Origin of the sequence: Halomonas sp. RT37, assembly GCF_040070525.1 — a bacterium.
In the GTDB taxonomy this organism is placed as follows: Bacteria; Pseudomonadota; Gammaproteobacteria; order Pseudomonadales; family Halomonadaceae; genus Halomonas; species Halomonas litopenaei.
Window position 1 is genome coordinate 4008318 of the sequence record NZ_CP098827.1, and the last position, 25630, is coordinate 4033947.

Annotated in this window: 19 protein-coding genes and 3 tRNA genes; 3 read left to right on the forward strand and 19 right to left on the reverse strand. The window is 64.3% G+C overall.

Translation table 11 applies throughout. The features are described 5' to 3' along the window. Window positions 1-42 precede the first annotated feature (42 nt). The 4 genes from NFG58_RS17355 to NFG58_RS17370 all read right to left on the reverse strand — a co-directional run bounded on the left by NFG58_RS17355 (window position 43) and on the right by NFG58_RS17370 (window position 5516). Window positions 43-1821 (reverse strand): lysophospholipid acyltransferase family protein, encoded by a 1779-nt coding sequence (locus NFG58_RS17355; protein WP_348827059.1) that lies wholly within the window; start codon window positions 1819-1821, stop codon window positions 43-45. A gap of 230 nt (window positions 1822-2051) precedes the next feature. Further along, window positions 2052-3374, reverse strand: a complete 1323-nt coding sequence (locus NFG58_RS17360; protein ID WP_108449929.1) for a sodium ion-translocating decarboxylase subunit beta — start codon at window positions 3372-3374, stop codon at window positions 2052-2054. A 9-nt stretch (window positions 3375-3383) separates the two neighbouring features. Then, window positions 3384-5195 (reverse strand): sodium-extruding oxaloacetate decarboxylase subunit alpha, encoded by a 1812-nt coding sequence (gene oadA / locus NFG58_RS17365; RefSeq protein WP_348827060.1) that lies wholly within the window; start codon window positions 5193-5195, stop codon window positions 3384-3386. A gap of 72 nt (window positions 5196-5267) precedes the next feature. Next, the gene (locus NFG58_RS17370) at window positions 5268-5516 is read right to left on the reverse strand and encodes an OadG family transporter subunit (RefSeq protein ID WP_045991122.1); all 249 of its coding nucleotides are present in this window, start codon (window positions 5514-5516) and stop codon (window positions 5268-5270) included. Window positions 5517-5703: 187 nt separating this feature from the next. Between NFG58_RS17370 and NFG58_RS17375 the strand changes: the two genes are divergently transcribed. After that, window positions 5704-6735 carry a tRNA-dihydrouridine synthase family protein gene (locus NFG58_RS17375; protein WP_348827061.1) on the forward strand — a complete coding sequence of 344 codons (1032 nt, stop codon included), beginning with the start codon at window positions 5704-5706 and terminating at the stop codon, window positions 6733-6735. Between the two features lie 52 nt (window positions 6736-6787). Here NFG58_RS17375 and NFG58_RS17380 read toward each other — a convergent pair whose 3' ends face one another. The 11 genes from NFG58_RS17380 to NFG58_RS17430 all read right to left on the reverse strand — a co-directional run bounded on the left by NFG58_RS17380 (window position 6788) and on the right by NFG58_RS17430 (window position 15829). Then, window positions 6788-7654: a DUF1989 domain-containing protein gene (locus tag NFG58_RS17380; RefSeq protein ID WP_213228550.1), complete on the reverse strand. Its 867-nt coding sequence runs from the start codon at window positions 7652-7654 to the stop codon at window positions 6788-6790. Window positions 7655-7977: 323 nt separating this feature from the next. Further along, window positions 7978-8054: transfer RNA gene (locus NFG58_RS17385), tRNA-Arg, on the reverse strand. 66 nt (window positions 8055-8120) lie between these two features. Next, window positions 8121-8197: transfer RNA gene (locus tag NFG58_RS17390), tRNA-Arg, on the reverse strand. 83 nt (window positions 8198-8280) lie between these two features. Further along, window positions 8281-8373 (reverse strand) — tRNA-Ser (locus NFG58_RS17395). Between the two features lie 85 nt (window positions 8374-8458). Beyond that, complete coding sequence (csrA, locus tag NFG58_RS17400; RefSeq protein ID WP_045991125.1) at window positions 8459-8653, reverse strand: carbon storage regulator CsrA; 195 nt, start codon at window positions 8651-8653, stop codon at window positions 8459-8461. A 189-nt stretch (window positions 8654-8842) separates the two neighbouring features. Then, on the reverse strand, window positions 8843-10093 hold the full coding sequence (locus NFG58_RS17405) for an aspartate kinase (RefSeq protein WP_045991126.1): 1251 nt from the start codon (window positions 10091-10093) through the stop codon (window positions 8843-8845). Window positions 10094-10206: 113 nt separating this feature from the next. Next, window positions 10207-12813, reverse strand: a complete 2607-nt coding sequence (alaS, locus tag NFG58_RS17410; protein ID WP_348814824.1) for an alanine--tRNA ligase — start codon at window positions 12811-12813, stop codon at window positions 10207-10209. Between the two features lie 183 nt (window positions 12814-12996). Further along, window positions 12997-13470, reverse strand: coding sequence for a regulatory protein RecX (locus NFG58_RS17415; protein ID WP_348827062.1), 474 nt, complete (start codon window positions 13468-13470; stop codon window positions 12997-12999). Window positions 13471-13615: 145 nt separating this feature from the next. Continuing rightward, window positions 13616-14686 (reverse strand): recombinase RecA, encoded by a 1071-nt coding sequence (gene recA, locus NFG58_RS17420; RefSeq protein WP_045991129.1) that lies wholly within the window; start codon window positions 14684-14686, stop codon window positions 13616-13618. Between the two features lie 293 nt (window positions 14687-14979). After that, window positions 14980-15480, reverse strand: coding sequence for a CinA family protein (locus NFG58_RS17425; protein ID WP_348827063.1), 501 nt, complete (start codon window positions 15478-15480; stop codon window positions 14980-14982). A gap of 190 nt (window positions 15481-15670) precedes the next feature. Further along, a complete protein-coding gene (locus tag NFG58_RS17430) occupies window positions 15671-15829 on the reverse strand; it encodes a YqaE/Pmp3 family membrane protein (protein ID WP_045991131.1) in 159 nt (52 codons plus the stop codon). A gap of 351 nt (window positions 15830-16180) precedes the next feature. Between NFG58_RS17430 and mutS the strand changes: the two genes are divergently transcribed. Continuing rightward, window positions 16181-18772 (forward strand): DNA mismatch repair protein MutS, encoded by a 2592-nt coding sequence (gene mutS, locus NFG58_RS17435; protein ID WP_348828147.1) that lies wholly within the window; start codon window positions 16181-16183, stop codon window positions 18770-18772. Window positions 18773-19023: 251 nt separating this feature from the next. Further along, a complete protein-coding gene (fdxA, locus tag NFG58_RS17440) occupies window positions 19024-19347 on the forward strand; it encodes a ferredoxin FdxA (RefSeq protein WP_045991132.1) in 324 nt (107 codons plus the stop codon). A 760-nt stretch (window positions 19348-20107) separates the two neighbouring features. On the opposite strand, the gene eno is transcribed toward fdxA, so the two are convergent. The 4 genes from eno to NFG58_RS17460 all read right to left on the reverse strand — a co-directional run bounded on the left by eno (window position 20108) and on the right by NFG58_RS17460 (window position 25613). After that, entirely contained in the window at window positions 20108-21403 is a 1296-nt protein-coding gene (gene eno / locus NFG58_RS17445) for a phosphopyruvate hydratase (RefSeq protein ID WP_348827064.1), read from the reverse strand. A 103-nt stretch (window positions 21404-21506) separates the two neighbouring features. Continuing rightward, a complete protein-coding gene (gene kdsA, locus NFG58_RS17450; RefSeq protein ID WP_108449773.1) occupies window positions 21507-22358 on the reverse strand; it encodes a 3-deoxy-8-phosphooctulonate synthase in 852 nt (283 codons plus the stop codon). 5 nt (window positions 22359-22363) lie between these two features. Beyond that, window positions 22364-24019, reverse strand: coding sequence for a CTP synthase (locus NFG58_RS17455; protein ID WP_045991135.1), 1656 nt, complete (start codon window positions 24017-24019; stop codon window positions 22364-22366). 175 nt (window positions 24020-24194) lie between these two features. Then, on the reverse strand, window positions 24195-25613 hold the full coding sequence (locus NFG58_RS17460; RefSeq protein WP_045991136.1) for an FAD-dependent oxidoreductase: 1419 nt from the start codon (window positions 25611-25613) through the stop codon (window positions 24195-24197). Between the last annotated feature and the right edge of the window lie 17 nt (window positions 25614-25630).

The following is a 25630-nucleotide window of genomic DNA, read 5'->3' on the forward strand; positions in this document are numbered from 1 at the left end:
CCCGCCTGTTCCGCCTCCGGGACCGGTCCGACGCGCCCCCTGCTAAAGCGGCCTCTCCAGGACGGCGTGTTCGTCCTTGGTGAGAGGGTCCTCTCCAGACGAGACAGCGTCTTCACCGATATAGCGTCTGCGCTTGTCGGCCTTGAGCCGTGCCACGTCGACCACCACCAGGCCATCGATGCAGTAGCCGAAGGCGGTATCCACGCCGAAGGCCTTGAAGCTGACGCCGCCAGGTTCGGCCACCTCCACGTACTGCTTGTAGAGCGCCGGCACCCCCGCCCCCATGGCCTGCAGGGCGCCTTTCAAGCGCTGAAAGTCCTCGCCGGCATCGTTGCCGGCGAACAGCCGATCCGCCTCCTCGCGCCCGGCGCGCGACATCGTGCACACCGCCTTGGCCCGGATTGGGCTGTCACCGTCCCCGTGGTAGTGCCGGTAGTAGCTGACCAGCAGGTCCTTGGCCAGGGGCGGTAGATGATTGGGAATGGTCACCGGCCCGAACAGCCAGCGCACCTCGGGATGATGGCGCAGGTAGGCGCCAAGACCATGCCAGAGATAGTCGAGACTGCGACGTCCCCAGTAGCGTGGCTGGACAAAGCTGCGGCCCAGCTCCAGCCCGTGGCGCCAGCGATCCATCGGCGCCTGTTCGAGATGAAAGATGGTGGCGCTGTAGAGCCCTTCGATGCCTTTGCTATCGAGGATGCGCCCGACCTCACCGAGACGATAGGCCCCGGCGATTTCCAGGTCACGATCGTCCCACAGCACCAGATGACGATAGTGCTCGTCGTACTCGTCCAGATCCCGCTTCTTGCCGGTGCCCTCGCCGACCCGGCGAAAGGCAATTTCACGAAGCCGCCCGATCTCACGCATCACCGCAGAGTCGGGGCGATGGTCAAACAGCAGGATCTGCTTGCCGTCAGGCGTCCTGCCCAGCACCTCGGCGTCGACCAGCTCCTCTCGCAGGTGCTGGCGATTTTCCGGATGGGCAATACCCGCCTCGGAGACAAACACGCCCTTGCGTCCCCGCCCCAGACGGTAGACGTGCTTGCGCAACAGCTTGAGCTTGGCGACGGTGGCCAGGTCCTCGCGGTCGAAGCGTGACAGCGGGATCTCGCCCCCCACCTTGAGCGTGATGTGCCGCCCTTTCTGGCGAAACATCTCGTGGGGCAACAGCAGCGTGCCCAGCGGCGAGTACAGCGAGGCCAACGAATAGAACAGCGAGGAGTTGCGACCGCCCACGTGCACCGGCAGGATCGGCGCATTGGTACGCCGGGCCGCGTGCAGGAAACCCGACAGCCAGTTGCCGTCCTTTACCCCCTTGGGCCCCGCCCGCGACACCTCGCCGGCGGGGAAGACGATCACCGCCTGTTCATCGTCGAGGGCATCGACGATGCCCTGCAGGCTCTTGCGAAAGCCCCTGCGCGACAGGTTGTCCACCGGCAGCAGCAACGGTGCCAACGGCGAAAGCTGCATCAACAGGTCATTGGCGACGATTTTTACGTCAGGGCGTACATCCGCCACCATGCGTACCAGCGCCAGCCCATCCAGAGCACCGAGGGGATGATTGGCGACGATCACCACCCTGCCGGCGACCGGAATGTTGTCGCGATCACGCGACGACAGCGAATAGCCGAAGTTCAGCTGATCGAGCACCGCGTCGATGAACTCGAGCCCTCCGGCGCGGCGATGACGCTCGAGAAAGGCATTGATCTCGCGCTCGTGCACCAGCCCCTTGAGGCCGGCGCTCAACAGGCGGCGGCACCAGGCTGGCCAGCTCTGTACCTTCGGCACCTTGGCCATCAAGGCCTTTTCGACATCGATCATGCCCGTCCTCCGTCGGTGGCAATAGCCGCCAGACTAGAAAGCGCGCATGACAGCACCGTGGCGATCGCATGTAAGCGGGATGACGGGCTCGACCGGAGTCAGCTACAAAAGCAGCGCCCCCACCTTGCGGCGGGGGCGCTGCGTTCGGTCAAACAGGGCTGCGGGTCCGGATGACTCTACTCCCGGGTCTTGATCACCATCCCGGGACCATCATGTCGGGGACCCGATCATCATCCCAGGTACTTGATCATCACCCCGGCGGCCACTGCCGAGCCGATGACACCAGCAACATTGGGCCCCATTGCGTGCATCAGCAGGAAGTTGTGGGGATTGGACTCGAGCCCCACCTTGTTGGACACCCGCGCCGCCATGGGCACCGCCGAGACACCGGCGGAGCCGATCAACGGGTTGATCGGATGCTTGCTGATGAGGTTGAGCAGCTTGGCCATCAGCACACCGCAGGCGGTGCCGATGGCAAAGGCCACCATGCCGAGCCCGAGGATGCCCAGGGTCTCCACCGCCAGGAAGCGGTCGGCCATCAGCTTGGAGCCAACCGACAGTCCGAGGAAGATGGTCACGATGTTGATCAGGGCGTTCTGCGCCGTGTCCGAGAGCCGTTCGACCACCCCGCACTCACGCATCAGGTTGCCGAAGCAGAACATCCCGAGCAGCGGCGCCGCATCCGGCAGGAACAATACCACCAGGATCAGCAGTGCCAGCGGAAACACGATCTTCTCGAGCTTCGACACCGGACGCAGCTGGGTCATGGCGATGCTGCGCTCCTTCTGGGTGGTCAACGCCTTCATGATCGGCGGCTGGATCAACGGCACCAGCGCCATGTAGGAGTAGGACGCCACCGCGATGGCACCCAGCAGCTCGGGGGCCAGGATGCTCGAGACATAGATCGAGGTCGGACCGTCGGCTCCACCGATGATGCCGATGGCCGCAGCCTGGTTGAGGCTGAAGTCCATCCAGCCCATGGCGGTCATGCCCACCGCCCCGATCAGAGTGGCGAAGATGCCGAACTGGGCGGCGGCGCCGAGGAACAGGGTGCGCGGGTTGGCCAGCAGCGGACCGAAGTCGGTCATCGCGCCGACCCCCATGAAGATCACCAGCGGCGCGATACCGGAGGCGATGGCCACGCTGTAGAACTGATACAGCATGCCATGGGAATAGCCCCCATCCATGGCCAGGTCGTTGGCGGTACGAAGCAGCGCCGGCGAGATATCACCGTGCAGCGTCTCGCTGATGGCGTAGCGCCAGGTATCCACGTCGGCGCCCGCCGGCAGACTGGTGCCGAGCGCCTGGGCCATCTGCGCCAGCAGCTCGGGACGGCCCAGGTGGGCCGCCTGCTCTGCCGCCGACAACGCCAGCCCTGCCTCGGGAATATTGGCCAGGATGCCGCCGAAGCCGATCGGCACCAGCAACAGCGGTTCGAACTTCTTGGAGATGGCCAGCCACAAGAGCAGCAGGCCCACCACCAGCATCACCGCCTGGCCCAGGGTCAGGTTGTACAGCCCGGAGCCGTACCATAGGGTCAGAATCTTCTCCATGGGAGGTCCTTAAAGCACGATCAGGGTGTCGCCGACGGAGACGCTGTCGCCCTCGGCGACCTGGACGTCAGACACGGTGCCGGCAGCAGCAGCGCGGACCTCGGTCTCCATCTTCATCGCCTCGAGGATGACCACCACGTCACCCTCGGCCACGCTGTCGCCGGGCTTGACGTTGACCTTGAAGATGTTGCCGGCCAGCGGTGCATCGATGGTCTCGCCGGAGGAAGCTGCCGGCGCCGCCGGTGCAGCGTCAGAAGAGCCAGAGGCGGGCGCTTCCTTGACCTGGGAAATGTCGCCACCCTCGGCGACCTCGACCACGTAGGCGGTGCCGTTGACCTTGACGGTGTAGGTCTCGGGTCCGGCGGTACCAGCCTTGGCCGCCGTCGCCTTGGCGGGCGCAGCGGGCGTCGCCGCCTCGACGCTGGGCGCAGGTTCGAAGGCGTCGGGGTTGTCACGGTTCTTGAGGAACTTGAGCCCGATCTGCGGGAACAGTGCGTAGGTCAGAACGTCGTCTACCTGACGCTCGCCTTCGGCCAGGCGGATGCCGTCGTCCTTGGCCTTGGCGGCCAGCTCATCGGTCAACCGCGACATCTCGGGATCCAGCCGATCCGCAGGACGCTCGGTGATCGGCGAGGCACCGTCCAGCACCCGGCTCTGCAATTCGCTGTCGAAGTCCGCCGGCGCAGCGCCGTACTCGCCCTTGAGCAGCGCCTGCACCTCCTTGGAGATGGACTTGTAGCGCTCCCCCATCATCACGTTCATCACCGCCTGGGTGCCGACGATCTGGGAGGTGGGGGTCACCAGCGGAATAAAGCCGAGGTCTTCACGGACCCGAGGAATCTCCTTGAGCACCTCGTCGAGACGGTCACCGGCGCCCTGCTCCTTCAACTGGCCTTCCATGTTGGTGAGCATGCCGCCCGGCACCTGGGCCACCAGAATGCGCGAGTCGATGCCCTTGAGCGAGCCTTCGAAAGCGGCGTACTTCTTGCGCACCTCACGGAAGTAGGCGGCGATATCTTCCAGGGCTTCCAGGTCCAGGCCGGTATCGCGCTCGGTGTCCTTGAGCATCGCCACCAGCGATTCGGTGGGGCTGTGGCCGTAGGTCATCGACATCGAGGAGATGGCGGTATCGACGTTGTCGACGCCTGCCTCGGCGGCCTTGAGCGCGGTCGCCGACGAAAGCCCGGTAGTGGCGTGGCAGTGCAGATGGATGCGAATATTCAGCGCCGACTTGAGTTTGGTGACAAGCTCGAAGGCGTCATAGGGAGTCAGAAGCCCCGCCATGTCCTTGATAGCCAGGGAGTCGGCGCCCATGTCGGCGATGGACTTGGCCAATTCCACCCAGCTATCCAGGGTGTGCACCGGGCTCTTGGTGTAGGAGATGGTACCCTGAGCATGGCCATCGTTGGCCTTGACCGCCTGGATCGCACGCTCGAGGTTACGTGGGTCGTTCATCGCATCGAACACGCGGAAGACATCGACCCCGTTGGTCTTGGCGCGCTCGACGAAGCGGTCGACCACGTCATCGGCATAGTGGCGATAGCCCAACAGGTTCTGGCCCCGCAGCAACATCTGCTGGGGCGTATTGGGCATGGCTTCCTTCAACGCCCGTATCCGCTCCCACGGATCTTCGCCGAGGTAGCGGATACAGGCGTCAAAGGTGGCGCCGCCCCAGGATTCCAGCGACCAGAAGCCGATCTTGTCGAGCTTCTCGGCGATGGGCAGCATGTCGTCGATACGCATGCGGGTGGCGAACAGAGACTGATGGGCGTCGCGTAGCACGACATCGGTGATGCCTAGCGGGCGTGCAGATTCGCTCATGGCTGGGTCCTTATCGTTATGAAGCGCTTTGTCGAAATTCACGGTCAGGGTCGTCGCCTGGTACGGACGACCTCAGCGACGCTGGCGGTAGCGGTGAACCGCGGCCGAGATCGCCGCCATCACCGCATCGTCCTGGCCCGGCGCGGCGGGTGCCGCCCCGCGCTTGGGCGCCTCGACCGGCACCGGTTCGGGAAAGTAGCGACCGATGACACGAGACATCAGCGTGGTGGTGATCACCAGCACCGTAAGAAAAACAAAAACAAAACCCATGCCGAGCGCCATCAGGCTGAGGCCCTCGTTGAGCAACTGAGTGTCTTGCATGCGGGATCCTCCGCGTTGTAGCGCCAAAGTTGCCTTGATCTTTCTGGATCATACGGCTTGCGCAAAAATTTTGATGCTATACCCTGCCACATCCCCGGCACAGCACCATGGTCTAAAGGTAGCAGTTTTGGTTGTTAAATTACTACATAAACAGGGGTTAGACGAAGGTCGCATCGGGCTCGCGCCCATGGAGGGCGTGATCGACGCCCACACCCGCGACCTGCTGACCCGTGACGCCGGCTTCGACTGGACGGTCACCGAGTTCGTACGGGTGGTGGACGCGCGCCTGCCGCCTCGAGTGTTCTACAAGCACTGCCCGGAACTGGCGACCGAGGGCGTCATCACCCCCAACCACATCCCGGTGCACCTGCAACTGCTCGGCTCCGACCCCGACGCCCTGGCTGCCAATGCCCGCCAGGCGCTGCGCCTCGGCGCCATCAGCCTGGACTTGAACTTCGGCTGCCCAGCCAAGCTGGTCAACCGCCATGACGGCGGCGCCTCATTGTTGCGCGATCCGCGACGCCTGGAGCGTGCCGTGGACGCCGTCCACCGTGCCGTGGGCGACAGAATCCCGGTCACTGCCAAGATCCGCCTGGGCTTCTCCGACCGCCGCCGGGCGCTGGACTGCGCCCTGGCCGCCGAGGCCGCCGGCGCCACCCAACTGGTGGTGCATGCCCGCACCCGGGACGAGGGCTATCGCCCGCCGGCCCATTGGGAGTGGATCGGCCGCATCAACCAGCGCCTGCGCATCCCGGTCGTCGCCAACGGCGACATCTGGACCCTCGAGGACTACTGGAAGGCACGCACCCTGTCCGGCTGTCGCGACGTCATGCTTGGCCGCGGCGCCCTGGCCGACCCGAAACTCGCCCCGCGCATCCGCCACTGGCAGTGCACCGGAGAGCGCCTGCCGGCCACGACATGGGCCGAGCGAGCCGGTATCCTGACGTCCTATGCTGCAATGCAGCGTACCACACTCCCGGCAAAAGTGGTGGTATCGCTACTAAAGCAGTGGATGAACCACATGAAGGCGCGCGACCGCGAGGCCGCCTCCCGCTTTCAGGCCCTGCGCCGCATCACCGATCTCGATAAATTCCTTGCGGGGCTCGGCGCCCAGCGCATCGAATCAGACGCAGCGCCAGAAACCGCACCTGACGCCACACTGCGCCAGAATCTCGCCTCACCCAAGCACCGAAGCGAGGCAGTCGCCGCCGCCCAATAGGGATAGGCAGGCCAACCTCCCCTCCCGGAGAGGAATCCGATCGGAGCAGCGCCTAGCTCTTGTCCTTGAGATCGGCCCAATCCACATCGGGATCACGCCGCCCGTGGGCGCCTGCATAGGCCGGAGACTCAGGCGGCTGCCACTGCGCCAGCCGCTCGGACTCGACCTCGAACACTTCCACCGCCAAGGGGTGGCAGGTGGACAGCGGATCCCTGGCGTCCGGCCCCCATAGATCCACCGACAGATCGCCACCGGGACAGCAGGACAGCGCGCACAACAGGTCGATCTCGGCGAACAGCTCAAGATAGTCCCCAGGCCGCGCCGGGCAGGCCTTCATGAAGTACTGGTCATCGTCGTTGAGCCCGGTGCACTGGAAGACATTGAGCACGTCATGCACGTCAAACTCGGTCAACCCCCAGGGTGCGACCGCCCTCACCAGGTTGGAATGGCAGTGAAAGTCGAAGTCCTCGCCGGTCAACAGGCGATTGACGTAGGGATCACAGCGGGTTCCCAGCAGGTCATGCACGCGCCCGCCTTCGGCGTCTTCACCGTAGCCTGCCAGGGTGTCGTCGATGATGGTGGCCATGGGGCGCAGAAAGGGCAGCGTCGACCACAGCCTGTCGTAGGTGCTGACATGAGCTCGCTGCAGCTGACGGGTGCGCGAGGCCCACATACGCTCGCGCGGGTCATGGCGGTGCCACATGTTGAAGTCACCGACCTGGGCGCCGTCGACGATGGCGATGCGAAAGACCTGCCCCGCCTTGACCTCCCATGCCAGCCCATCACGAATCGGTACCCGGTGACTGGCCACCCGCCGCCGACTCCCCGCCCGTTCGGTCAGGCCGTCATAGAAGGCGCGATCCACGTCGAGCACTGACCCCCTGGTCGCCTGATACGCCGCCGCCACCTTGCCGCCCATGCGCCACCCTCCCGATGCGTGAATGTCAGGCTTCAGCCTAGACCAGGCCAGGGGAGACAACGACCGACGCTCGACACAGCACTGTTCATAACGAATCGACGCCAGTCGGCCGGTCAGCCGGTCAGCCGGTCAGCCGGTCAGCCGGTCAGTACGAAACTGGACAGGAAACTTGGCAGGAAACAGCATAAAAAAAGGCGCCCATCCTTCGACAGGCGCCTAAACGATCGCAACCGGCAGTAGTGGCCAGCCGGTCAGCACGAAACTGGACAGGAAACTTGGCAGGAAACAGAAAACCCGCCCTCCGAAGAGAGCGGGTCTGAATCTGGCGCGCCCGGGAGGATTCGAACCTCCGACCACCTGATTCGTAGTCAGGTACTCTATCCAGCTGAGCTACGGGCGCGTAGGCAATGAAACTCATTGCGATGTCGTATTCCAGGAAACTATCGGAATGCAACCTGGGAGAAGATGGCGCGCCCGGGAGGATTCGAACCTCCGACCACCTGATTCGTAGTCAGGTACTCTATCCAGCTGAGCTACGGGCGCGTATCAATCTCTTGATGCACCAGGCATCCAACATGCCTGATCATCGGTACCCATGAAGCCGCTTCACGACATGCATCGTAAAATGGCGGAGAGGGAGGGATTCGAACCCTCGATGAGGCTATAAACCCCATACTCCCTTAGCAGGGGAGCGCCTTCAGCCACTCGGCCACCTCTCCCTCATCGGCACGGTGCGTATCCTACCGAGACGTAAGGCCTTTGTCCAGCCCGAGGCGAAAAAAGTTCTCCGCTCGGCCACCACCTTCACTCATCATCGGCAGCGCCATCGTCAGCCTTCTCGCGCTGGATGCGCTGGTAGATCTCTTCACGGTGGACGGCAACGTCCTTGGGCGCATTCACGCCGATACGCACTTGATTTCCCTTCACCCCCAGAACGGTGACGGTGATATCGTCCCCGATCATCAGGGTTTCGCCGACGCGGCGTGTCAGGATGAGCATGACTGATCTCCTTCTCAGACTTGTTACGTGAGTCGCTACGCCGTCACGCTTCCGGACGACGTGCCCTCTTTCTTGGTGGCGAGCACTAGCGACTCATGACACCTGATTGTGCCGTTTAAGGGAAGCCCCCGGCCGAATTGGCGAGGGGGACTCCTTAAAGCGTAGAAGGTGTGCGCCGCGCCGAGAAACTTATTCGCTCTCGATATCGGCCTTGTCGAGACCAAATGCCTTGTGCAGCGCACGTACTGCCAATTCCATCTGCTTCTCGTCGATCACCACGGAGATCTTGATCTCCGAGGTCGAGACCATGCGGATGTTGATGTTTTCCTCGGACAGCACGCGGAACATCTTCGAGGCGACCCCGGCGTGTGAGCGCATACCCACCCCTACCAGAGACACCTTGGCGATATTATCGTCGCCACGCAACTCGCCACCGCCCAGATCGGGGATGACCTGCTGCTCGAGGATGCGCATGGTCTGCTTGTAGTCACCCTTGGCTACGGTGAAGGTGAAGTCGGTGTAGTCACCGGCCGGCGCCACGTTCTGCACGATCATGTCGATCTCGATGTTGGCGTCGGCGATCGGGCCCAGGATGCGCGAGGCCACGCCCGGCACGTCCGGCGTGTTGAGCAGGGTCAGCTTGGCTTCGTTGGCGGTGAAGGCGATGCCTGAGATCAGCGGTTCTTCCATGGAATCCTCGTCTTGTTCGGAGTCTGCAACGATCAGGGTGCCGGGGCCGTCCTCGAAACTGGACAGCACGCGCAGCGGAACATTGTACTTGCCGGCAAATTCGACGGCGCGAATCTGCAACACCTTGGAGCCGAGGCTGGCAAGCTCCAGCATCTCCTCCACGGTGATCGAATCCAGGCGCTGGGCCTTGGAGCAGACCCGCGGGTCGGTGGTGTAGACGCCGTCCACATCGGTGTAGATCTGGCACTCGTCGGCCTTGAGCGCGGCCGCCAGCGCCACACCGGTGGTGTCCGAGCCGCCACGACCCAGGGTGGTGATATTGCCTTCCTCATCGACCCCCTGGAAGCCGGCGACCACCACCACCTGGCCAGCGTCCAGGTCTTCGCGCATCTCGTCGGTCTCGATGCGCTGGATACGCGCCTTGGTGTGGGCGCTGTCGGTCATGATGCCGACCTGAGAGCCGGTGTAGGACGTTGCCGGCACGTCCAGCTTGTGCAGCGCCATCGCCAGCAGCGAGATGGTCACCTGCTCGCCGGTGGACACCAGCATGTCCATCTCACGGGGGGTCGGCTCGTCGTTGATCTCGTTGGCCATCCCGATCAGGCGGTTGGTCTCGCCGCTCATGGCGGAGACCACCACCACGACCTGATGGCCCTGGTCGCGGAAGCCCTTGACCTTCTCGGCCACGGCCTTGATGCGCTCCACCGAGCCGACCGACGTCCCACCGAACTTCTGTACGTATAGTGCCATATGCCGTCTTCCTCGCTCGTTGGATTCAATGAATGAAACTGTTGTCTCTGCGAAGTTTTGTCAGGGCAGAAAAAAGGGCCGGGGACCCTCTCGAGCCCCCGACCCCAGAGGGATCACAATTTGGCGTCCACCCAGGCCGGGACGCTCTCCAGCGCCGCCGGCAGTGCATTGACGTCGCTACCGCCGGCCTGGGCCATGTCGGCACGACCGCCGCCCTTGCCGCCGACCTGTCCGGCGACGTGATTGACAAGCTCCCCGGCCTTGACCCTGGCGGTCAGATCATCGGTCACCCCGGCGATCAGGCTGACCTTGCCGGCGGCCTCGTCGGCCACCCCCAGCACGATGATGCCGGAGCCAAGCTTGTTCTTGAGCTGGTCAAGCACGCCACGCAATTCCTTGCCCGACACGCCATCCAGGTGCGTCGCCAGTACCTTGACGCCCTGAACCTCTGTGGCGCTTGCCAGCATGTCGCTGCCGGCGGCGCTGGCGAGCTTGGCCTTGAGCCGCTCGAGCTCCTTCTCCAGGCCGCGATTACGCTCGACCAGGCTGTCGACTCGCTCCTCGAGCTGCTCGGGCTTGGCCTTGAGGCGCTCGGCCACACGCGCAAGGCGCGCCTCCTGTTCGCCGAAGTAGGCCAGCGCGCCCTCACCGGTGATCGCCTCGATCCGACGCACGCCTGAGGCGATGCCGCTCTCGGCGACGATATGACAGCAGCCGATGTCGCCACTGCGGGCCACGTGGGTACCACCACACAGCTCGATGGAGAAGTCGTCGGCACCGATGGTCAGCACCCGCACGCTGTCGGCGTACTTGGCCTCGAACAGGGCAGCGGCGCCCTTCTCCTTGGCCTCATCGAGGGTCATGCTCTCGATCCGGGTCGGCGCATTGGCCAGCACCTGCTGGTTGACCAGGCGCTCCACTTCCTTGAGCTGTTCGGCGCTCATTGCCTCGAAGTGGCTGAAGTCGAAACGCAGGCGCTCAGGCGTCACCAGCGAGCCCTTCTGCTGGACATGATCGCCCAGCACCAGACGCAGGGCCTTGTGCAGCAGGTGGGTCGCCGAGTGGTTACGCACCGTCGCCGCACGCAGGCTCTCGTCCACCTGGGGCGTGACCTCGCTGCCGACCACCAGCTCACCTTCGAGCAACACCCCCTGATGCAGGTGATGCCCCGCCTGTTTCTGGGTGTCCTTGACCAGGAACCGTCCGCCCTCGACGTTCAGGTAGCCGGTATCACCGATCTGGCCCCCGGACTCGCCGTAGAAGGGGGTGCGGTCCAGCACCACCACGGCGGGATGCTCAGGCGTCAGGCGCTCGAGCGCATTGCCTTCGCTGTCATAGAGCGCGACCACCCTGGCGTTGTCCTCGAGGCGGTCGTAGCCGGTGAACTCGGTCTGGCCCTCGAGCTCGATGGTGGCGCTGTACTCGGCGCCGAACTGGCTGGCCGCCCGGGCCCGCTCACGCTGCGCCTCGAGCTCCCGCTCGAAGCCTTCGGCATCCAGGGTGACGCCACGCTCACGGCAGACATCGGCGGTGAGGTCATAGGGAAAGCCGTAGGTGTCGTAGAGCTTGAACACCGTCTCGCCCGGCAGGGTGTCACCGTCGAGCGCGGCCAGCGCCTGCTCCAGCAGGCCCATGCCATGATCCAGGGTGCGAGCGAACTGCTCTTCTTCCTTCAGCAACACGCGCTCGATCTGTGCGCGAGCCTGGCGCAGTTCCGGGTAGGCCTCGCCCATCTCGGCGTCCAGCGCCGCCACCAGGCGATGGAAGAAGGCTCCCTGGGCGCCCAGCTTGTGACCATGGCGGATCGCCCGGCGAATGATCCGCCTGAGCACGTAACCACGACCTTCGTTGGAAGGCAGCACGCCGTCCGCGATCAGGAAGGCACAGGAACGGATATGGTCGGCGATCACGCGCAGCGACGGCGCCTCCAGGTCGCTCGCACCGGTCGCCTCGGCGGCGGCCTTGAGCAGATTCTGGAACAGGTCGATCTCGTAGTTGGAGTGGACCCCCTGCATGACCGCGGCGATGCGCTCCAGCCCCATGCCGGTATCGATGGACGGTTTGGGCAGCGGCTTCATCTCGCCGCTGGCGTCGCGATCGAACTGCATGAACACCAGGTTCCAGATCTCGATGTAGCGATCACCGTCTTCCTCCGGACTGCCGGGAGGGCCGCCCCACACCTCGGCGCCATGATCGTAGAAGATCTCGGAGCTGGGTCCGCAGGGGCCGGTGTCGCCCATCTGCCAGAAGTTGTCTTCGTCCAGCTTGGAGAAGCGCTCGGGATCGATACCGATCTCGTCTTTCCAGATGCGTTCGGCCTCATCATCACTGACGTGGACGGTGACCCACAGCTTCTCCTTGGGCAGTCCCAGCACCTCGGTCAGGAAGGTCCAGGCAAAGCCGATGGCGTCGCGCTTGAAGTAGTCGCCGAAGCTGAAGTTGCCCAGCATCTCGAAGAAGGTGTGATGACGCGCGGTGTAACCGACGTTGTCCAGATCGTTGTGCTTGCCACCGGCGCGCACGCAGCGCTGGGAGGAGGTAGCCCGCACATAGTCCCTGGGGTCACGCCCGAGAAAGACGTCCTTGAACGGCACCATGCCGGCGTTGGTGAACAACAGCGTCGGATCGTTGCCCGGCACCAGCGAACTGGACGGCACGCGGGTATGACCCTGTTCTTCGAAGAACCTCAGAAAGGCCTGTCTGATATCTGCGCTTTTCATGAAATATCCGTGGCGATGAGCGATAGAGCGCGTCGAACCGGCCCACTGCCGTGGCACGCCGGAGCATCCGAGCATGAAACCGCGACCCGGGGCTGTCGCAAAAGGGGACATTATAGCGTAGTTGTCAAGCGACTAAAGTGGGTCGTGCAAAACCGCATCCGAGAAGGCCCGTCTGACGGCGGTTCAATCATCGCCGAGGGCCCGTATCGCCTCGCGCACATGGTCGAAGTCGAAACCGCGCCCGGCCAGAAAGCGTTCACGCCGAGCACGCTCCCTGGGATCCGCTGGCAGCTCTGGGCCGAAGCGCCGCTCCAGCGCTTCGCTCGCCAGTCGATACCAGTCGACGGACTCCTCGTGCTCCAGTTCTGCCAGCGCCTCCCTGGCCAGCGCTCGATCGACGCCCCTCTGGCCCAGTTCCGCCAGCATCTTCACCGGCCCCTGCCCCCGCATCAACCGGCCGCGCAGAAAGCTCTCGGCGAAGCGCTGGTCGCTCTGCAGGCCTTGCTCGGCCAGCGCTTCCAGGGCCTGGTCAATGTCCTCGAGGACGTGCCCCTTGGCCAGCAATCGCCCTCGCAGCTCTTCACGGCCGTATTCGCGTCGAGCGAGCAGATCGATGGCGTGCTCGCGTGGGGACATCTGGCTGGCAGCCTTGTGCATGTCATCTCCTGTTGGCACGGGACGGCGAGCACCGACGGCGCGAGCCCCCTTTCACAAACGCCTCGGGCCCCTGTCGAGGGGCCCGAGGAAAGTCGTACGTTGCGACGTCACAGGCCGGCGTGCCGGCCTGCCGCGAGTCGACCTGCTACAGCAGATCGTCGCCAAGGTCGTCGCCAGCGGGCGCCGCGGCTTCCGCTTCCTTCTCGCTCTTCTTCGGCTCCGGCTGGGTCAGCAGCTGGGCACGAATCTGGGACTCGATCTCTTCCATGATGGCCGGGTTGTCCTCGAGGAACTGGGCGGCGTTGGCCTTGCCCTGGCCGATCTTGTTGCCCTGGTAGCTGTACCAGGCGCCGGCCTTGTCCACCAGCTTGCACTGAACGCCAAGGTCCACCACCTCGCCGGCGTGGTAGATGCCCTTGCCGTAGAGGATCTGGAATTCGGCCTGACGGAAGGGCGGCGCCACCTTGTTCTTGACCACCTTGACCCGGGTCTCGTTGCCGGTGACCTCGTCGCCCTGCTTGACCGAGCCGGTACGACGGATATCCAGACGCACGCTCGAGTAGAACTTCAGGGCGTTACCGCCGGTGGTGGTCTCGGGGCTACCGAACATCACCCCGATCTTCATGCGGATCTGGTTGATGAAGACCACCATGCAGTTGGCGTTCTTGATATTGCCGGTAATCTTGCGCAGCGCCTGGGACATCAGTCGGGCCTGCAGACCGACGTGGGAGTCGCCCATCTCGCCTTCGATCTCGGCTCTGGGCGTCAGCGCCGCCACCGAGTCGATGATGATCACGTCGACGCCACCGGAACGCACCAGCATGTCGCAGATTTCCAGCGCCTGCTCACCGGTATCCGGCTGCGACACCAGCAGATCATCCAGATTGACGCCGAGCTTCTCGGCGTAGCTGGGATCGAGGGCATGCTCGGCGTCGATAAAGGCGCAGGTCTTGCCGTCCTTCTGGGCCTGCGCGATCACCGACAGTGTCAGGGTGGTCTTGCCCGAGGACTCCGGACCAAATATCTCCACCACTCGACCATAGGGCAGACCGCCGATGCCAAGTGCGATATCGAGACCCAACGAGCCGGTGGATACCGACGGCATCACCACCCTGGGAGCGTCTCCCAGACGCATCACCGTACCCTTGCCGAACTGGCGATCGATCTGGGAAAGGGCGGCGTCCAGCGCCTTGCTGCGGTTCTGATCCTGCGCCATTACGGAGCTCCTGTAGACAATGGATCGGGGTCGAGCGCCTTGCCCGAGTCCCCATCGGGCCCTGCGCCGGACCCTGGCAATTACTGTATGACTGAACAGTAGTATGACGAAATTTGCGGACGACGACCAGCCCTTCGAGGTGACGAATCGAGCGCATAGGGCAAATCAATAGTGGATGAGGGGTTGATCGCTGCACCGCCACAGCCGCGGGGCCGGAACGCTTGCGCCACACGCCCGGCGCACTGCGCTGGGCGCTACGCCCACGGCCACCTCAAGGGCACCGCCGGCTGGGCTCAGGTCAGGCTCTCGAGCCGCCTGATCAGGCCTTCGAGCGCATGGACCACGGCGGCCTGGCGAACCTCATCGCGACCGCCGGCAAAGCGCTGCCGATCGACCTCGAGCCGCCCGTCGACGGCGAAGGCAAACCACACCGTACCGACAGGCTTTTCAGCGCTGCCGCCATCCGGACCGGCGACGCCACTGACCGAGACGCCAAGTCGGGCACCACTGTCGCGACAAGCGCCCTCTACCATCGCCTCCACCACCGGCTGACTGACGGCGCCATGGGCGTCCAGGGTCTCGCCGGGCACCCCCAGCAGCCGCTGCTTGGCGGCGTTGGAGTAGGTCACGTAGCCGGTCTCGAAGTAGCGTGAACTGCCGGCGATATCGGTAATGGCAGCGGCCACGCCGCCACCGGTACAGGACTCGGCGGCGGTCACCGAGACCCCACGCTCGACACACAACTCACCCAGCCGAATCGCCAGGCGACGAACACGATCGTTTGCATTTGTCATCGCAGGCCCGTCTCTTGTGGTGAAAACAGGGTGTCACGATACGACATCACGACAACAATGACAGGCTCGTCGTTGCCTCGGAAACGTCTTGCCACGACAACCGCGACAACAAGCCGACAGGTACAGCGCCCACCAACGCATCGCGGCGACCGAGGTCGCCGCGACAGTGATACCCGTCATCCAGGCAGGTTCAGCGCTTGGCAATGATCCAGATGGCGTGAACGATACCGGGAATATAGCCCAGCAGGGTCAACAGGATATTGAGCCAGAAGTGCAGACCAAAGCCCACCTGCAGGAAGACGCCCAGCGGGGGCAGCAGGATCGCGAGAATAATGCGTACAACGTCCATATGACAGCTCCTTTGAATAGTCCGTAAAGACAGTTCCTTGTAGGCGACTCCTTGAGAGAGTCCCGCAAGGGAAGAGAGTTCCTTGAAAATCGCTCCGCACTCACCAGAAAAGGCGTCGACCGATCACCCACAAGGGTAGACGGACACCCTCTGGCCCCACAAATGCTGCATCGTGGATACATCATGCTGACACGCCTGGCCCCCGGGAAGAAAGCCCGAGACGGATCTCGGCACAGCGGTACAGGCGCGCCCTGCGCCCATGCTATCCTTGACGCCTTTCGCCAGCGTCCCTCGCGATGCCGGCCCGCCGCCGACGACTCATCAACATCGCTTCGAGATCCCATGAACGACATGGCCAAGCCCAGCGCCCCCAGCCATACGCCGATGATGACCCAGTACCTGCGGATCAAGCGCGAGCACCCCGAGGTGCTGCTGTTCTACCGCATGGGGGACTTCTACGAGCTGTTCTACGAGGACGCCAAGCGCGCCGCCGCGGCCCTCGACATCACCCTGACCCAGCGCGGGCAGTCCGCCGGCAAGCCGATTCCCATGGCCGGCATTCCCTACCACAGCGCCGAGGGCTACCTGGCACGCCTGGTCAGCGCCGGCGAGTCGGTGGCGATCTGTGAACAGATCGGCGACCCGGCCACCTCCAAGGGACCGGTGGAGCGCAAGGTGGTGCGTATCGTCACCCCCGGCACCCTCCACGACGAAGCCCTGCTCGACGCCCGCCGCGATAACCTGCTGGTGGCGATCGCGCCCCAGGGGGAGCGCATCGGCCTGGCCTGGCTCGAGGTCTCCAGCGGCCGCTTCAGCGTGCTCGAGGTGGAAAGCGAGGCAGAGATGCTGTCGGAGCTGACCCGCCTGGACCCGGCGGAGCTGCTGGTACCGGAAAGTACCGAGCTGCCGCCGGCGCTTGGCGAACGCCGCGGCCTGCGTCGTCAGAGCGACTGGCTGTTCGACCACGAGAGCGCCCATCGGGTGCTGTGTGACCAGTTCGGCGTGCAGGACCTCAAGGGGTTCGGCTGCGCCCACCTGCACGCGGCGATCATCGCCGCCGGGGTACTGGTGGACTACGCCAGAGACACCCAGCGCAGCGCCCTGCCCCATGTCACCGCCATCGGCGTCGAGAGTCGCGACGACACCGTGGTCATCGACGCTGCCAGCCGGCGCAACCTGGAGATCGACACCAACCTTGGCGGGGGCGGCGACAACACCCTGGCCAGCGTGCTCGACACCACCACCACCGCCATGGGCTCACGCCTGCTCAAGCGCTGGCTCAATCGACCGCTGCGTGATCGCGAGCAGGTCATGGGGCGCCAGGCGGCCATCAGCCTGCTGCTCGACCATGACGGCCATGAGCCGCTGCGCGACGACCTCAAGGCGATCGGTGACGTCGAACGCATTCTGGCCCGGGTGGCCCTCAACAGTGCCCGCCCGCGGGACCTGGCACGGCTGCGCGACGCCCTCAACGCCCTGCCGGCACTCGAGGCGAGCCTTGCCGGCTACGCCGACGGCACCACGCTCGACGGCCTGCGCCAGCACATTCGCCCCTTCCCGGAGCTGGCCGAACTGCTGACCCGAGCCCTGGTCGACAATCCTCCCGTGGTGATCCGCGACGGCGGCGTCATCGCCGAAGGCTTCGACGACGAGCTCGACGAGCACCGGGGCCTGGCCGAACACGCCGGCGACTACCTGGTGAAGCTCGAGACCCGCGAACGCTCGCGCACCGGGCTTGCCGGGCTCAAGGTCGGCTACAACAGGGTTCACGGCTACTACATCGAGATCCCCCGTGCCCAGGCCAAGGAGGCCCCGGCCGACTATATTCGCCGCCAGACGCTGAAGAACGCCGAACGCTTCATCATCCCGGAGCTCAAGGAGTTCGAGGACAAGGCGCTGTCGGCCAAGTCCCGCGCCCTGGCCAGGGAAAAACTGCTGTACGACAGCCTGCTCGACAGCCTCAACGCCGAACTTGCCAGGCTCCAGGCGACGGCCAGGGCGCTGGCCGCACTCGACGTACTGTGCACCCTGGCGGAGCGAGCCCGGGCGCTGGACTTTGTCCGCCCGACGCTGTCAGAGACCCCAGGCTTCGATATCCGCGGTGGTCGCCATCCGGTGGTCGAACAGGTCAGCGACGGCCCCTTCGTGCCCAACGACCTGCGCATGGACGACGATCGCCGCATGCTGGTGATCACCGGCCCCAACATGGGCGGCAAGTCGACCTACATGCGCCAGGCGGCCCTGATCACCCTGCTCGCCCACAGCGGCAGCTTTGTCCCCGCCGACAGCGCCACCATCGGCCCGGTGGATCGCATCTTCACCCGCATCGGCTCCAGCGATGACCTGGCCGGCGGGCGCTCCACCTTCATGGTGGAGATGACCGAGACCGCCAATATCCTGCACAACGCCACCGACCACAGCCTGGTGCTGATGGACGAGATCGGCCGGGGCACCAGCACCTTCGACGGCCTGTCACTGGCCTGGGCCAGCGCCGAACACCTGACCCGTACCCGCGCCTTTACCCTGTTCGCCACCCACTACTTCGAGATGACGGCGCTGGCCACAGAGGCGCCGGCGGTGACCAACGTCCACCTGACCGCCGCCGAACACAATGATGGCATCGTCTTCATGCACCGGGTCGAGGATGGCCCCGCGAGCCAGAGCTATGGCCTGCAGGTGGCCCAGTTGGCCGGTGTGCCCCAGACCGTCATCGCCGAGGCACGGACCAAGCTTGCCGCCCTGGAGCAGCAGGAGATCGATCATGGCCGCAGGAGCGCTGATCCGGATGGCGGAAGCCGACACCACCAGTCCGCCCCCCAGCAGGCGGACCTGTTCGCCAGCGCCCCCCACCCACTGGTGGAAGAACTCGGGGGCCTGGCGGTCGACGACCTCAGTCCACGCCAGGCACTGGAACTGCTGTACCGCTGGAAGTCGGCACTGTGAGGCCCTTGTGAGGCATACTCTTGCCCGATAGCGGCGCGAGGACTAGAATGTGGCACCCAAGGACCGTAGATTATAAAAAGCCATTTCTATATAACATTAAGGCTTAAGACGCGCCGGCATGTTACGCCGGACGCGAAGGTTGCATGGCCTGCATGGGCGCCACGCCGCACGCACGTCACCAACGACCCGGGCGAAAGCCACCACTGTACAGAGAGGCCGGCAAGGCGCTGGCCCGAGGAAGGGAGACTGGCATGACATTCGTCGTCACCGAAAACTGCATCAAGTGCAAGTACACCGACTGTGTCGAGGTCTGCCCGGTGGACTGCTTCTACGAAGGCCCCAATTTCCTGGTGATTCACCCCGACGAATGCATCGACTGCGCCCTGTGCGAGCCGGAATGCCCGGCCGAAGCGATCTACTCGGAGGATGAACTGCCCGAGGGCCAGGAACAGTTCCTGGAGATCAATACCGAGCTGGCGGAGGTGTGGCCCAACATCACCGAGAAGAAGGATCCGCCGGAAGACGCCGAGCAGTGGGACGGCAAGCCGGGCAAGCTGGAAAAGCTCGAGCGCTGAGCTTAGCCGCCAGGCAGTACCTGAACAAACGCGACAGCCGCCTTATCCGGGCGGCTGTCGCGTTTGTGTAAAGCAAATCTTGAAGGAGGGTGTCCGGCCCACTCGCCCCCGGACAAGCAGCGACCGGCGCGGATTTCTGCCCGACATCGGCGCAGGAAGGACGTGGCGCAATGGCCTCTCGAAGCAGGTGCCCGACAGGCAGGCATAAAAAAAGGCGGCCCGTAGGCCGCCCGCTCCAAGCGTTTCCTTGGGCGGCTCCCTCCGCCCTACTCCCTGAGCGCCCTCCGTGCCCAGAAGCGACTTCCTGTCGCACCAGGCGCGCTCTTGACTCCTGAACGCATCCCGAAAACACCTACCTGAACCGTAGAGTGGCAAGTCCGGCCCATCCGGGTGTCAACCACCGAGGACATCCATGCCCCTTCACTGCCGACGTCGACTCCACCTCCTTGCGGAAACGATGCCGAAACAATGAAGTTTCCGTGGGACAGACGGGCGACTTGCCGCCGCGAAGCCTGACCTCTCGATTCGTGTGGCCATTCTGTCAGTTTCTGGGGTCATCACAAGCACCCTACTTTTCTCAACCATGACGCAGACCGAGAGGGCATGGCGAAAAAAGTATCGAAAAATCAAGGCGATAAAAAAGGCTCGCAACACGGTTGCGAGCCTTTTCGGCGCCAAAATAGTCAATATCTTACAAGAACTGTAGTCAATCTCTTACAAGACGCGTCGACACTAGCACCATCGGTGCCTTGCCAAGGGCCTACGCCTGCCCCTTGATGGCGGAGCGACCCGGATAGCTCGCACGCTCACCCAGCTCCTGCTCGATGACCAGCAGACGGTTGTACTTGGCCACACGATCGCTGCGGCACAGAGAGCCGGTCTTGATCTGACCGGCACAGGTGCCCACGGCCAGGTCGGCGATGGTGGTGTCCTCGGTCTCACCGCTGCGGTGGGAGATGACCGCCGTGAAGCCGGCGTCCTGAGCCATGCGAATGGCATCGAGGGTCTCGGACAGGGAACCGATCTGATTGAACTTGATCAGGATGGAGTTGCCGATGGACTCGTCGATGCCGCGCTTGAGGATACGGGTGTTGGTCACGAACAGGTCGTCACCCACCAGCTGCACGCGATCGCCGAGCTTGGCGGTCAGCGACTTCCAGCCGTCCCAGTCGGACTCGTCCAGACCATCCTCGATGGACACGATCGGGTACTCGTCGCTGAGGCCCACCAGGTAGTCACCGAAACCCTCGGCGTCGAAGCTCTTGTCCTCGCCGGCCAGCAGGTACTGCCCGTCCTTGTAGAACTCGCTGGCGGCGCAGTCCAGCGCCAGGGTGACGTCCTTGCCCAGCGCGTAACCGGCGTCTTCGACGGCCTGCTTGATGACCGCCAGCGCCTCGGCGTTGGAGGCCAGGTTGGGGGCGAAGCCGCCCTCGTCACCGACGGCGGTGGCCAGACCACGCGCCGACAGCACCTTCTTCAGCGCATGGAAGATCTCGGCGCCGACGCGCAGCCCTTCGCGGAAGCTCGCCGCGCCGACCGGCTGGACCATGAACTCCTGGATGTCGACGTTGTTGTCGGCGTGCTCGCCCCCGTTGAGGATGTTCATCATCGGCACCGGCATCAGGTACTTGCCCGGCTGGCCGTAGAGCTCGGCGATGTGCGCGTAGAGCGGCACGCCCTTGGCGTTGGCGGCGGCCTTGGCCGCGGCCAGGGAGACCGCCAGGATGGCATTGGCGCCCAGGTTTTCCTTGTTGTCGGTGCCGTCGAGCTCGAGCATGGCATCATCCAGCCCGCGCTGATCGCGTGCGTCCATACCCAGCAGACGCTCACGGATCTTGCCGTTGGCCGCGTCCACCGCCTTCAGCACGCCCTTGCCGAGGTAGCGGCTCTTGTCACCATCACGCAGCTCCAGCGCCTCGCGAGAGCCGGTGGAGGCGCCGCTCGGTGCGCAGGCGACACCGATCGCGCCGCTTTCCAGGCGGACTTCCGCCTGCACGGTGGGGTTGCCGCGAGAGTCCAGCACCTCGAGGGCACGAATATCGACGATCTTGGTCATCTTGAGGATCCTTGTGGGTGAAAAACTCGTGTCAGCGTTGTCGATCCGCCCGGGTGACACCATAGGCCCCAGGGCCAGAACACACGATCCAACGGAGGTAGCGTCAGCGTATCTCGATCGACGGTAGTTTTTTTACTACGTCATCCAGCGCCTTGATCTGCGACAGGAAAGGCTCGAGCTTATCAAGCGGGAGTGCACAGGGGCCGTCGCATTTTGCTGAATCGGGATCGGGATGGGCTTCCAGGAACAACCCGGCGATGCCCACCGCCACCCCGGCCCTGGCCAGGTCCAGCACCTGGGCGCGGCGGCCATCGGCGCTGTCACTGCGCCCGCCCGGGCGCTGCAGCGAGTGGGTCACGTCGAACAGCAGCGGGAAGCCGGTGTCCTTCATCTCGCCGAAGCCGAGCATGTCCACCACCAGGTTGTTGTAGCCGAAGCTCGAGCCGCGCTCGCACAGCAGCAGCCGCTCGTTGCCGGCTTCCTGGAACTTGGTGATGATGTGGCGCATCTCGTGGGGGGCCAGGAACTGCGGTTTCTTGATGTTGACCACCGCACCGGTCTCGGCCATCGCCACCACCAGGTCGGTCTGGCGAGCCAGAAACGCCGGCAGCTGGATGACATCGGCCACCTCGGCCGCCGGTGCCGCCTGGTGCGGTTCGTGGACATCGGTGATCACCGGCACCCCGAAGCGCGACTTGACCTCATCGAGGATCGCGAGCCCCTTGTCCAGGCCGGGACCGCGGTAAGAATGCACCGAGCTGCGGTTGGCCTTGTCGAAGCTGGCCTTGAACACATAGGGGATGTCGAGCTTGCCGGTCACCTCGACGTAAGCCTCGGCGACCTCGAGGGCCAGCTCACGAGATTCGAGCACGTTCATCCCTGCAAACAGCACCAGAGGCAATGAATTGCCGGCCCTCAGGCCGGCAAATTCGATGGTACGCTGGGCGTCTGACATGGCGATCACTCCTGATGCGCGGACTGGGCGCGGGTGCGCTTGGCCTTGTGACCCAGGGCCGCGTTGACGAAGCCGGTGAACAGCGGGTGGCCATCACGCGGCGTCGAGGTGAACTCCGGGTGGAACTGACAGGCCACGTACCAAGGGTGGTCCGGCAGCTCGACCATTTCCACCAGGGAGTTGTCGACGCTGCGTCCGGAGACCACCAGGCCTGCCTTTTCCAGGTCCTCGATGAACTGGTTGTTGACCTCGAAGCGATGACGATGACGCTCGACGATGATGTCGTCACCGTAGGCCTCGCGGGCCTTGGACCCCTTGGCCAGACGGCACTCCTGGCCACCCAGACGCATGGTACCGCCCAGATCGGAGGCCTCGTCACGCACCTCGATCTTGCCCTCGGGGTTGAGCCATTCGGTGATCAGGCCCACCACCGGGTGCTGGGTGTCGTGGGTGAACTCGGTGGAGTCGGCATCGTTCCAGCCGGCCACATGGCGCGCGTACTCGATCACCGCCACCTGCATGCCCAGGCAGATGCCCAGGTAGGGAATGTCGTTCTCGCGGGCGAAACGCGCGGTGGCAATCTTGCCTTCCACACCGCGCTCACCGAAGCCGCCGGGCACCAGGATGGCGTCCTTGCCGGCCAGCCGGTCGGTGCCGTGACGCTCGATGTCCTCGGAGTCGATGTAGTCGACGTTGACCTTCACGCGGGTCTGGATGCCGGCGTGGATCAGCGCCTCGTTCAGCGACTTGTAGGCGTCCAGGAGCTCCATGTACTTGCCGACCATGGCGATGTTCACCGACTTGAGCGGGTTGAGCTTGGCGTCGAGCACCTTGACCCACTCGCTGAGGTCGGCCTCGTCGGCCTCGAGGCGCAGCTTGTCGCAGACGATGTCATCGAGCCCATGCTCGTGCAGCATCAGCGGAATCCGATAGATGGTATCGGCGTCCTGCAGCGGTACCACCGCGCGTTCTTCCACGTTGGTGAACAGCGCGATCTTGCGACGCTCGGTCTCTTCCAGCTCGACCTCGCTGCGGCAGATCAGGATATCCGGCTGGATACCGATGGAGCGCAGCTCCTTGACCGAGTGCTGAGTCGGCTTGGTCTTGGTCTCGCCGGCGGTCTGGATGTAGGGCACCAGCGTCAGGTGCATGAAGATGGCGTTGCTGGCGCCCTTCTCGCTGCGAATCTGACGGATGGATTCGAGGAACGGCAGCGACTCGATGTCACCCACGGTGCCACCGATCTCCACCAGTGCCACGTCGAAGCCCTCGCCACCTTCGTAGACACGACGCTTGATCTCGTCGGTGATGTGCGGGATGACCTGCACCGTGCCGCCCAGGTAGTCGCCACGACGCTCCTTGCGCAGCACGTGCTCGTAGACCCGGCCAGTGGTGAAGTTGTTGGACTGGGTCATCTTGGTGCGGATGAAGCGCTCATAGTGGCCCAGGTCCAGGTCGGTCTCGGCGCCATCCTCGGTGACGAACACCTCGCCGTGCTGGAAGGGACTCATGGTGCCCGGATCCACGTTGATGTACGGGTCGAGCTTGAGCATGGTGACCTTGAGGCCGCGAGCCTCGAGAATCGCCGCCAGCGAGGCCGACGCAATGCCCTTGCCAAGAGAGGACACAACGCCGCCGGTCACGAAGATATATCGTGTCATGGAGAACCTGTCGAAACGTGATCGGTAGGCCCGGCAGGAAGCCGCGCCAGGATGGGACGACAGACTAGCAGATATCGACTAACGGCTCAATTTGCACAACAGGAAGTCATCCTGGAGAAACCGCCCCGCCCCTCCGCCATGGTTCTCACAACGGGGGACGGGGCTCGGCAGAGCCTCAGATGTCGAGGTAGTCGAGGATGCCCTCACCGGCCTGGCGACCTTCATAGACCGCAGTCACCACCAGATCGGAGCCGCGCACCATGTCGCCACCGGCAAAGATCTTCTCGTTGGTGGTCTGGAAGGCGAAGCTGCCATGCTCAGGCGCCTTGACCCGGCCACGCTCGTCGACCTCGATGCCCACCGACTCGAACCAGGGCGCCGGGCTCGGCTGGAAGCCGAAGGCGATGACCACGGCGTCGGCGGGGATGATCTCCTCGGAGCCCGGCACCACCTCGGGACGGCGACGGCCGTTCTCGTCGGCTTCGCCCAGGCGGGTACGCACCACCTTGACGCCTTCGACCCGCTCTTCACCGACCACCGCCACCGGCTGACGATTGAACAGGAAGTCCACGCCTTCCTCGCGGGCATTGGCCACCTCACGCCGGGAGCCCGGCATGTTCTCTTCGTCACGGCGGTAGGCGCAGGTCACCTCACGGGCGCCCTGGCGAATGGCGGTACGGTTGCAGTCCATGGCGGTATCGCCACCACCCAGCACCACCACACGCTGACCTTCCAGCGAGACGAAGTCCTCGGGATTCTTCTCGAAGCCCAGGCGGTGGTTGACGTTGGCGATCAGGTAGTCGAGCGCCTTGTGCACCCCGGGCAGGTCCTCGCCGGGGAAGCCACCTTCCATATAGGTATAGGTGCCCATGCCGAGGAACACGGCGTCGTACTTCGCCAACAGATCCTCGAAGGCGACGTCCTTGCCCACCTCGACGTTGAGGCGGAACTCCACGCCCATCTCCTCGAACACCGCACGACGACGTTCCATTACCGTCTTCTCGAGCTTGAATTCGGGGATGCCGAAGGTCAGAAGGCCGCCGATCTCGGCGTACTTGTCGAAGACCACCGGCTTGACGCCGTTGCGCACCAGGATGTCGGCGCAGCCGAGGCCAGCGGGGCCCGCGCCGATGATCGCGACCTTCCTGTCGGTCCAGGTCACCTGGCTCATGTCCGGGCGCCAGCCCATGGCGAAGGCGGTGTCGGTGATGTACTTCTCCACCGAACCAATGGTCACCGCGCCGAAGCCGTCATTGAGGGTGCAGTCACCCTCGCACAGGCGGTCCTGGGGGCACACCCGGCCACACACTTCGGGCAGCGAGTTGGTGCGATGCGACATCTCCGCCGCCTCGAGGATGTTGCCTTCGCTGACCAGCTGCAGCCAGTTGGGAATGTAGTTGTGGACCGGACACTTCCACTCGCAGTAGGGATTACCGCAGTGCAGGCAGCGATGCGCCTGGCTGGCCGCCTCCATGGGCTTGAACGGCTCGTAGATCTCGGCGAACTGGCGGGCGCGGGTGCGCGCCGCCTTCTTCTGCGGATCCTGACGACCGACGTCGATGAACTGAAAGTCGTTGTTCAAACGGTTTGCCATGATGTTCTCCTGCCTTG

Coding starts and splice junctions, on each gene's coding strand:
- NFG58_RS17455 (WP_045991135.1), bottom strand. CDS start 24,019: ATGACACGATATATCTTCGTGACCGGCGGCGTTGTGTCCTCTCTTGGC.
- NFG58_RS17370 (WP_045991122.1), bottom strand. CDS start 5,516: ATGCAAGACACTCAGTTGCTCAACGAGGGCCTCAGCCTGATGGCGCTC.
- NFG58_RS17380 (WP_213228550.1), bottom strand. CDS start 7,654: ATGGGCGGCAAGGTGGCGGCGGCGTATCAGGCGACCAGGGGGTCAGTG.
- NFG58_RS17425 (WP_348827063.1), bottom strand. CDS start 15,480: ATGACAAATGCAAACGATCGTGTTCGTCGCCTGGCGATTCGGCTGGGT.
- NFG58_RS17355 (WP_348827059.1), bottom strand. CDS start 1,821: ATGATCGATGTCGAAAAGGCCTTGATGGCCAAGGTGCCGAAGGTACAG.
- eno (WP_348827064.1), bottom strand. CDS start 21,403: ATGACCAAGATCGTCGATATTCGTGCCCTCGAGGTGCTGGACTCTCGC.
- NFG58_RS17405 (WP_045991126.1), bottom strand. CDS start 10,093: ATGGCACTATACGTACAGAAGTTCGGTGGGACGTCGGTCGGCTCGGTG.
- NFG58_RS17430 (WP_045991131.1), bottom strand. CDS start 15,829: ATGGACGTTGTACGCATTATTCTCGCGATCCTGCTGCCCCCGCTGGGC.
- NFG58_RS17415 (WP_348827062.1), bottom strand. CDS start 13,470: ATGCACAAGGCTGCCAGCCAGATGTCCCCACGCGAGCACGCCATCGAT.
- alaS (WP_348814824.1), bottom strand. CDS start 12,813: ATGAAAAGCGCAGATATCAGACAGGCCTTTCTGAGGTTCTTCGAAGAA.
- oadA (WP_348827060.1), bottom strand. CDS start 5,195: ATGAGCGAATCTGCACGCCCGCTAGGCATCACCGATGTCGTGCTACGC.
- recA (WP_045991129.1), bottom strand. CDS start 14,686: ATGGCGCAGGATCAGAACCGCAGCAAGGCGCTGGACGCCGCCCTTTCC.
- csrA (WP_045991125.1), bottom strand. CDS start 8,653: ATGCTCATCCTGACACGCCGCGTCGGCGAAACCCTGATGATCGGGGAC.
- NFG58_RS17460 (WP_045991136.1), bottom strand. CDS start 25,613: ATGGCAAACCGTTTGAACAACGACTTTCAGTTCATCGACGTCGGTCGT.
- NFG58_RS17375 (WP_348827061.1), top strand. CDS start 5,704: ATGGAGGGCGTGATCGACGCCCACACCCGCGACCTGCTGACCCGTGAC.
- mutS (WP_348828147.1), top strand. CDS start 16,181: ATGGCCAAGCCCAGCGCCCCCAGCCATACGCCGATGATGACCCAGTAC.
- NFG58_RS17360 (WP_108449929.1), bottom strand. CDS start 3,374: ATGGAGAAGATTCTGACCCTATGGTACGGCTCCGGGCTGTACAACCTG.
- fdxA (WP_045991132.1), top strand. CDS start 19,024: ATGACATTCGTCGTCACCGAAAACTGCATCAAGTGCAAGTACACCGAC.
- kdsA (WP_108449773.1), bottom strand. CDS start 22,358: ATGTCAGACGCCCAGCGTACCATCGAATTTGCCGGCCTGAGGGCCGGC.